Genomic DNA, 8,054 nt, shown 5'->3' on the forward strand with positions numbered 1-8,054 from the left:
GGACGCCGCGGACGCCGAGGCGGCCGGGCACGGCACCGTACCGCCCGCCGGGCGCCGCGGGCTCCGGCTCCGACGGACCTCGCCCGCCGCCACCTGACCGGCGGCGGGCGCAGGAACCGGGAACAAGGGAAAACAGCGGTCCGGGCCCGGACAGAGGGCCCGGGAACGGCGCACGGCGCCGGACGGCATCGCCGTCCGGCGCCGCTGCGGCACGGCCGCCGGGGCCTGCTCAGGCCTTGCGGGCCCTGACCTCCTCGGTGAGGGCCGGGACCACCTCGAAGAGGTCGCCCACCACGCCGAAGTCGACCAGGTCGAAGATGGGTGCCTCCTCGTCCTTGTTGATCGCCACGATGGTCTTCGAGGTCTGCATGCCGGCCCGGTGCTGGATGGCGCCGGAGATGCCGACCGCGATGTAGAGCTGCGGGGAGACCGTCTTGCCGGTCTGGCCGACCTGCGCGGAGTGCGGGTACCAGCCGGCGTCCACCGCGGCGCGGGAGGCGCCCACCGCGGCGCCCAGCGAGTCGGCCAGCGCCTCCACCAGCGGGAAGTTCTCGGCGCCGTTCAGGCCCCGGCCGCCGGAGACCACGATGGCGGCCTCGGTGAGCTCCGGGCGGCCGGTGGACTCCCGCGGGGTGCGGGCGGTGACCTTGGTGCCGGTGGCCAGCTCCCCGAAGGTGACGGCCAGCGGCTCCACACTGCCGGCGGCCGGCGCGGCCTCCGGGGCGGCGGAGTTGGGCTTGACGGTGATCACCGGGGTGCCCCGGGTGACCCGGGACCTGGTGGTGAAGGAGGCGGCGAAGGCCGACTGGGTGGCCACCGGGCCCTCGTCACCGGCGGTGAGGTCGACGGCGTCGGTGATGATGCCGGAGCCCAGCCGGACCGCGAGGCGGGCCGCGATCTCCTTGCCCTCGGCCGAGGACGGCACCAGCACCGCGGCCGGGGAGACCAGGGCGGCGGCGGCCTGGAGGGCGTCCACCTTGGGCACCACCAGATAGTCGGCGAACTCGGGAGCGTCGGCGGTGAGCACCCGCACCGCGCCGTACTCGGCCAGCACCGGGGCGGCGGTGTCCGCGCCCGCGCCCAGGAAGACCGCGACCGGGTCGCCGAGCCGGCGGGCGAGGGTCAGCAGTTCCAGGGTGGGCTTGCGGACGGCACCGTCCACGTGGTCGACGTAGACAAGGACTTCAGCCATGGGATTTCGCTCCTGCGCGGAAAGAGGGAGGACGACGGGACGACTGCGGGGGCGGACGCCGCGGACCGCTCAGATGAACTTGCGGTCCGCGAGGAAGGCGGCGAGCTGCTTGGCGCCCTCGCCCTCGTCGGTGACCACTTCGCCCTTGGTGCGGGCCGGGCGCTCGGTGGCCTCGTCGACCGTGGTCCAGGCGCCCTCCAGGCCGACCTCCTCGGCCTCGATCTCCAGGTCCTCCAGGTCCAGGGTCTCCACCGGCTTCTTCTTGGCGGCCATGATCCCCTTGAAGGACGGGTAGCGCGCCTCGCCGGACTGGTCGGTGACCGACACCACGGCCGGCAGTGCGGCCCGGAGCCGCTCGGAGGCGGTGTCGCCGTCCCGGCGGCCGGTGACCTGGCCGTCCTCCACGGAGACCTCGGAGAGCAGGGTCACCTGGGGCACGCCCAGCCGCTCGGCGAGCATGGCGGGCAGCACCCCCATGGTGCCGTCGGTGGAGGCCATGCCGCAGACCACCAGGTCGTAGCCGGTCTTCTCGATGGCCCTGGCCAGCACCAGGGAGGTGCCGACCGCGTCGGTGCCGACCAGGTCGTCGTCCTCCACGTGCACGGCCTTGTCGGCGCCCATGGAGAGCGCCTTGCGCAGCGCGTCGGTGGCGTCCTCCGGGCCCATGGTGAGCACGGTGACCTCGGCGTCGTCGGCGCTCTCGGCGATCTGGAGAGCCTGCTCGACGGCGTATTCGTCCAGCTCCGACAGCAGGCCGTCGACCGACTCGCGGTCGACCAGGTCCTCGGTGAAGCGCCGGTCGCCGGTGGCGTCGGGCACGTACTTCACACAGACAACGATCCTCAAGCTCACGCCGGCTCTCCTACCTGCTATCGGTCCATCACGGCTGCCGTTCCAGGCAGCATATGCGCCCGGAGTTCACATTCCGGGCGGGCGCGGGCGGAGTCACCCGGTTCCCGCCCGGCTTGTTACTCGTCAGTACACCCTACGCTTTCCCGCCGCTTCAAGAAACGCGCGTTGTGACCTTGCCTACCCGCACTACGGGGGCGGATGTCGCCGGGCACAAGGGTTTTCACCCCTCCTCCCGCGTGCCCCCGGTTCCGTCCGGGCCCCTCGGCCGCCATGATCCCAGCGGCCCGGAAGGAGACGTCAAGGCCGGGAGGAGCGATGCGAGGCGGATCACTCCGGACAGCGGACCGGCGGGGCCGTCCGGCCCCATGGAGGTTACCCAACCGTAGGTTAGGGTTCCCCGCACAGGGGCCGCAGCCCGCGCGCACGACCGGATGAAGGAACCGCCATGGCCGATCTCGTCTACCCGCCGGTGATCGGCGCAGCCCGGACCCTGTTCAAGGCGCTCGACCTGCGGTTCGACATCGCCGGCACCGAGCACGTGCCGCGCCGCGGCGGCGCCGTCCTGGTCAGCAACCACATCGGCTATCTGGACTTCGTCTTCGCCGGGCTGGCCGCCCGTCCGTCGAAGCGGCTGACCCGCTTCATGGCCAAGGAGTCGGTCTTCCGCGGCCGGCTCTCCGGGCCGCTGATGAGGGCCATGAAGCACATACCGGTGGACCGCGCCCAGGGCGAGGGGGCATTCCGGCAGGCGCTGGCCGCGCTGCGCTCGGGCGAGCTGGTGGGGGTCTTCCCGGAGGCGACCATCTCGGAGTCCTTCACCCTCAGGACCTTCAAGACCGGGGCGGCCCGGCTGGCCCAGCAGGCCCGGGTGCCGCTGGTGCCGGTGGCGCTGTGGGGCACCCAGCGGCTGTGGACCAAGGGCCGCCGCCGGGATCTCGGCCGCCGCCACTTCCCCGTCACCATCCGGGTGGGCCGCCCGCTGCAGGCCGACCCCGACGAGCCGGCGGACCGGGTGAGCGAACGGCTGCGGGAACGGGTGCAGGAGCTGCTGGAGGCCGCCCAGCGGGCGTATCCGGGCCGGCCGCGCGACGCCTCCGACACCTGGTGGATTCCCGCGCATCTCGGGGGCACCGCGCCCGCCCCGGCCCCCGGCCCCCCGGCCGGCTGACCCCGGGCCGGGCGGACGGCCCGGAGCGCGGGCGGGACGGCTACGCGCCGCGGCGCATCTCCTCCCCCAGCGCGGCGAGGAAGCCGTCGACGTCCTCCTCGGTGGTGTCCCAGGAGCACATCCAGCGCACCTCGCCGGCCGGTTCGTCCCAGAAGTAGAACCGGTAGCGCTTCTGCAAGCGCAGCGAGACGTCGTGCGGCAGCCGGGCGAAGACGGCGTTGGCCTGCACCGCCTGGGATATCTCCACGCCGGGCACCCGGCGCACCCCCTCGGCCAGCCGCCGCGCCATGGTGTTGGCGTGCCGGGCGTTGCGCAGCCACAGATCCCCCGCCAGCAGCGCTTCGAGCTGCGCCGAGACGAAGCGCATCTTGGAGGCCAGCTGCATGGACATCTTGCGGATGTGCCTCATCCGGCGCACCGCGTCCGGATTGAGCACCACCACGGCCTCGCCGTAGAGCATGCCGTTCTTGGTGCCGCCGAAGGAGATCACGTCCACTCCGGCGGCGTTGGCGAAGGCGCGCATCGGCACGTCGAGGGAGGCGGCGGCGTTGGCGATGCGGGAACCGTCCAGGTGCACGGTCATGCCGCGCTCGTGGGCGTGCTCGCAGACGGCGCGGATCTCGTCCGGGGTGTAGACGGTGCCGAGTTCGGTGGCCTGGGTGAGGGAGACGACCTGCGGCATGGCGCGGTGCTCGTCCTCCCAGCCCCAGGCCTGGCGGTCGATGAGATCGGGGGTGAGCTTGCCGTCCTCGGTGGGCACGGTGAGCAGCTTCAGCCCCGCCATGCGTTCCGGGGCGCCGCCCTCGTCCACGTTGATGTGGGCGCTCTCCGCGCAGATCACCGCGCCCCAGCGGTCGGCCAGGGCCTGGAGCGCGACCACGTTGGCGCCGGTGCCGTTGAACACCGGATGGGCCTCGGCGCGCGGGCCGAAGTGGCTGCGTATCAGGCGCTGGAGGTGGGCGGTGTAGTCGTCGTTCCCGTAGGCGGGCTGGTGGCCGCCGTTGGCCAGGGCGAGCGCGGCCAGGATCTCGGGGTGCACGCCGGCGTAGTTGTCGCTGGCGAAGCCGCGCACCGACGGGTCGTGGCGGCGGCGGGCGTCGGTCCGTGCGGCGGCCGGCTCCGGGTCCAGGGCCGGGTCCATGGCGGTGCGGTGGGCGGGGTTCATGGCTCCAGCTTCGCGGCGGGGTTCACGGCGGGCGTCACGGCAGGGTTCACGACGGGGTTCACGGCGGGGTTCACGGCGGGGTTCACGGCGGGGTTCACGGCGGGGTTCACGGCGGGCGTCACGGCTGCGGGGTGAGCCACAGGCGCTGCCCGTTCAGCTCCACGGCGGGCGTGCTCCACAGGCCCCGGATACNTGCGGGGTGAGCCACAGGCGCTGCCCGTTCAGCTCCACGGCGGGCGTGCTCCACAGGCCCCGGATACGGTCGGCCAGGTCCTTCACATCCGTGTAGCCGGGGAACCTCGCGTCCGGCCGTTCGGCGCGCATGGCGTCGTGCACCAGGGCCTTGACCACCAGGATCACGGCGGCGGCGGCCGGGCCCTGCGGGCCGGCGGCCCTGCGGAAGCCGTCCGCCATGGCCAGGGTCCATGCCTCGGCCGCGGCCTTGGCCGCCGCATAGGCGGCGTTGCCGGCCGTGGGGCGGGACGCGCCGGCCGCGCTGATCAGCACATAGCGGCCGTTGCGGCTGCGGGACAGCGCGGGCTCGAAGGCCAGCGAGGTGTGCTGCACGGTGCGGATCAGCAGCCTCTCCAGCCAGTCCCAGTCGTGCAGATCGGTGTCGGCGAAGGACGGCGCGCCGCGCCAGCCGCCCACCAGATGCACCAGTCCGTCGATCCGGCCGAACTCCTTCTCGGTGCGGGCGGCCCACTCCCGGGTGGCCGCGAGGTCGAGCAGGTCCACGGTGTCGCCGGTGACCGCGGCGCCGCCGTGGGCGGAGCGGGCGGCCTCCANGCCGCGCCAGCCGCCCACCAGATGCACCAGTCCGTCGATCCGGCCGAACTCCTTCTCGGTGCGGGCGGCCCACTCCCGGGTGGCCGCGAGGTCGAGCAGGTCCACGGTGTCGCCGGTGACCGCGGCGCCGCCGTGGGCGGAGCGGGCGGCCTCCACGCCTGCCGCCAGCCGGGCCGGATCGGCGTCCGCCGCCACCACCGTGGCGCCGGCCTGGGCCAGCCGCAGCAGCGCCGCCTGCCCGGCCGGGCCGCCGGCTCCGGCCACCGCGACCACCGCGCCCTCCAGCGGGCCGCGGTCCGCGGCCGGGTTCTGGGTGCTCATCGTTGTCGCCTCCTCGTCTCGCCCCACCATCATGCCGTGCCGGGTGCGGGCGGGCAGAGCGTGTGCAACGCCGATCCCCCAGGCCGGGGGTGTTCCTGGGGGATCGGTCATGGGTCGTACGGGTCCCGCCGCGCGTCCGGTTCACGCACCGGCCGGGCGGCGCGGCCCCGGGCGCGGCCCGTCGCGGTCCGCGCGGCCGGGCTCAGGCCGCCAGGGCGGGGGCCTCGGCGGTGATTCCCCGGGTGGAGGCGATCACCTTGCGCAGCTTCCGCCGGAGGGCCTCGTAGAACAGGCTGAGCGGGAACTCGTCGGGCAGGACGTCGTCCACCAGCTTGCGCGGCGGCAGGGAGAGGTCGAGCGCCTCCGGGCCCTTGGCCCAGACCGAGCCGGGGTGCGGGGCGAGGTAGGCGGCCACCAGCTCGTACGCCTTGAGCCAGTGCACCAGCTTGGGGCGGTCGATGCCGTCCCGGTAGAGCTGCCCTATCTCCCGGCGCAGCCGGTCGGTGACCTCGCGGGCGCGGTCCCAGTCCAGGCTGAGCCGGTTGTCGGTCCAGCGGAGCGCGTCGTGCTTGTGCAGGTAGGCGAAGAGGAGCTGGCCGCCGAGCCCGTCGTAGTTGCGGACCCGTTCGCCGGTGACCGGGAAGCGGAAGAGGCGCTCCAGCAGGATGGCGTACTGCACGTCCCGGCCCTGCGGGAAGCCGTCCGCCTCCAGCCGGACGGCCTCGTGGAAGGCGGTCAGGTCGCAGCGCAGCTCCTCCAGGCCGTACATCCAGAACGGCTGGCGCTGCTTGATCATGAACGGGTCGAAGGGCAGGTCGCCGTGGCTGTGGGTACGGTCGTGGATCATGTCCCAGAGCACGAAGGTCTGCTGCGCGCGCTGCTGGTCCTGGAGCAGTCCGCCGATGTCCCCGGGAAGCTCCAGGCGGGTGATCTCGCAGGCGGCGCTGACCACGCGGCGGAACCGCGCGGCCTCGCGGTCGCAGAAGATGGCGCCCCAGGAGAACCGCTCGGGCACTTCCCGGACGGCCACGGTCTCCGGGAAGAGCACCGCGGAGTTGGTGTCGTAGCCGGAGGTGAAGTCCTCGAAGGTGATGCCGAGGAACATCGGGTTGTCGTAGCGGGTGCGCTCCAGCTCCGCCAGCCAGCCGGGCCAGACCACGCGCAGCACCACGGCCTCCAGATTGCGGTCCGGGTTGCCGTTCTGGGTGTACATGGGGAAGACGACCAGGTGCTGGATGCCGTCGGTGCGGTGCTCGGCGGGCCGGAAGGCCATCAGGGAGTCGAGGAAGTCCGGCACGCCGAAGCCCTGGTCCGCCCAGCGGCGCAGGTCGGCGACGAGCGCCCGGTGGTAGCCGGCATTGTGCGGCAGCAGCGGGGCGAGGCGCTCCACGGACTCCACGGCCCGGTCCAGGTGGCGGCGGATCTCGGCCTCGGCCGGAGCGCCCTCGGCGGTGAAGTCGATCGAGCCGTCCCCGGCCTGCGCCGGGCGGATGGCCTCGACGGCTTCCTTGAGCACCGCCCAGGCGGGGTGATCGACCACGCGGGCGGCGGAGGGTTTGCCGCCGCGAGCCGTGTCGGGCGCCAGGGTTTCCGTCATGACCAGTCCTCCACAGAAAAATCTTGCGTACTGGCACCGTATCCGGAGTGGCGTGGTCCAGCAAGGCCGATCTTCGTAAATCTTGCGGTCGATAAGCCATCTCGCCGCTTCTTTTCCTTTTTCGATCCGGTGAACCGGGGAAGTCTCGCGCATCCTTGCGGTCGGCGCACCGGCGGCCAGGCTCCGGCGGCGTTCACCGGCAGGCCGTCCGGCCGTCACCCGGCCCGCCGGCGGGCTGCTCTAGGGTGGCGGCCATGCCACTGCTGACCGTCGGACACCGCGGACTGATGGGCGTCGAGCCGGAGAACACCCTGCGGTCCTTCCGCCGGGCCGAGCGCGACGGCGTGGACGTCGTCGAACTCGACCTGCATCTGAGCAAGGACGGCCACCTGGTGGTGATGCACGACGCCACGGTGGACCGCACCACCGACGGCACCGGCCGGATCGGCGATCTGACCCTGGCCGAGCTGCGCGGACTGGACGCCGGGCTGGGCGAGCGGGTACCGGTCTTCGCGGAGGCGGTCGGCGCGGTGGGTCTGCCCGTGCAGGCGGAGATCAAGGACCGGGCCGCGGCCCGGGCGCTGGCCGCGGCCATCGGCGAGCTGGCCGCGCACCACCGGGTGCGGGTCATCTCCTTCCACGACGAGGCATTGCGCGAGACCCGGCACCTGCTGCCGGGGGTGCCGCTGGCCCTGGTCACCGGAGCCTCCACGGCCTCCGCGCCGGAGCGGGCGGCCGCGCTGGGCGCGGAGATGATCTCCTGCGAGCTGGCACGGCTGGACGCGGACACCGTGCGCCGGGCCCGGGCGGCGGGCGTCGAGGTGATCGCCTGGGCGGTGAACACCCGGGCGGAGCTGGCCCGGGTGCGGGAGCTCGGCCTGGACGGGGTGGTCACCGACCGGCCGGAGATCGTGCGGGCCGCCCGGGCCGCCGCCGCGGCCGGCTGACCCGCCCCGCCCTCACCCGCCGG

The 8,054-nt window shown here is 73.7% G+C and carries 7 protein-coding genes; 2 read left to right on the plus strand and 5 right to left on the minus strand.

Annotated elements, in window-relative coordinates:
- Positions 1-229 precede the first annotated feature (229 nt).
- Together GQS09_RS25175 and GQS09_RS25180 are read right to left on the minus strand one after the other, a co-directional pair.
- Positions 230-1,192, minus strand: coding sequence for an electron transfer flavoprotein subunit alpha/FixB family protein (locus GQS09_RS25175; RefSeq protein WP_165989861.1), 963 nt, complete (start codon positions 1,190-1,192; stop codon positions 230-232).
- A gap of 69 nt (positions 1,193-1,261) precedes the next feature.
- Positions 1,262-2,044, minus strand: a complete 783-nt coding sequence (locus GQS09_RS25180; RefSeq protein WP_165989862.1) for an electron transfer flavoprotein subunit beta/FixA family protein — start codon at positions 2,042-2,044, stop codon at positions 1,262-1,264.
- A 445-nt stretch (positions 2,045-2,489) separates the two neighbouring features.
- On the opposite strand from GQS09_RS25180, the gene GQS09_RS25185 reads away from it, so the two are divergent.
- Positions 2,490-3,212: a 1-acyl-sn-glycerol-3-phosphate acyltransferase gene (locus GQS09_RS25185; RefSeq protein WP_165989863.1), complete on the plus strand. Its 723-nt coding sequence runs from the start codon at positions 2,490-2,492 to the stop codon at positions 3,210-3,212.
- A gap of 40 nt (positions 3,213-3,252) precedes the next feature.
- Here the strand turns inward: GQS09_RS25185 and GQS09_RS25190 are convergent, their stop codons facing one another.
- The 3 genes from GQS09_RS25190 to GQS09_RS25200 all read right to left on the minus strand — a co-directional run bounded on the left by GQS09_RS25190 (position 3,253) and on the right by GQS09_RS25200 (position 7,084).
- Positions 3,253-4,377: a threonine aldolase family protein gene (locus GQS09_RS25190; protein WP_399552600.1), complete on the minus strand. Its 1,125-nt coding sequence runs from the start codon at positions 4,375-4,377 to the stop codon at positions 3,253-3,255.
- Between the two features lie 153 nt (positions 4,378-4,530).
- Complete coding sequence (locus GQS09_RS25195; protein ID WP_165989864.1) at positions 4,531-5,487, minus strand: SDR family NAD(P)-dependent oxidoreductase; 957 nt, start codon at positions 5,485-5,487, stop codon at positions 4,531-4,533.
- 202 nt (positions 5,488-5,689) lie between these two features.
- The gene (locus GQS09_RS25200; protein WP_165989865.1) at positions 5,690-7,084 is read right to left on the minus strand and encodes a DUF6421 family protein; all 1,395 of its coding nucleotides are present in this window, start codon (positions 7,082-7,084) and stop codon (positions 5,690-5,692) included.
- A gap of 254 nt (positions 7,085-7,338) precedes the next feature.
- Here GQS09_RS25200 and GQS09_RS25205 point away from each other — a divergent pair, with 254 nt between their 5' ends.
- The gene (locus GQS09_RS25205) at positions 7,339-8,031 is read left to right on the plus strand and encodes a glycerophosphodiester phosphodiesterase family protein (RefSeq protein ID WP_165989866.1); all 693 of its coding nucleotides are present in this window, start codon (positions 7,339-7,341) and stop codon (positions 8,029-8,031) included.
- Positions 8,032-8,054: the final 23 nt, after the last annotated feature.

Source organism: Streptomyces sp. YIM 98790 (assembly GCF_011421595.1).
In the GTDB taxonomy this organism is placed as follows: domain Bacteria; phylum Actinomycetota; class Actinomycetes; order Streptomycetales; family Streptomycetaceae; genus Streptomyces.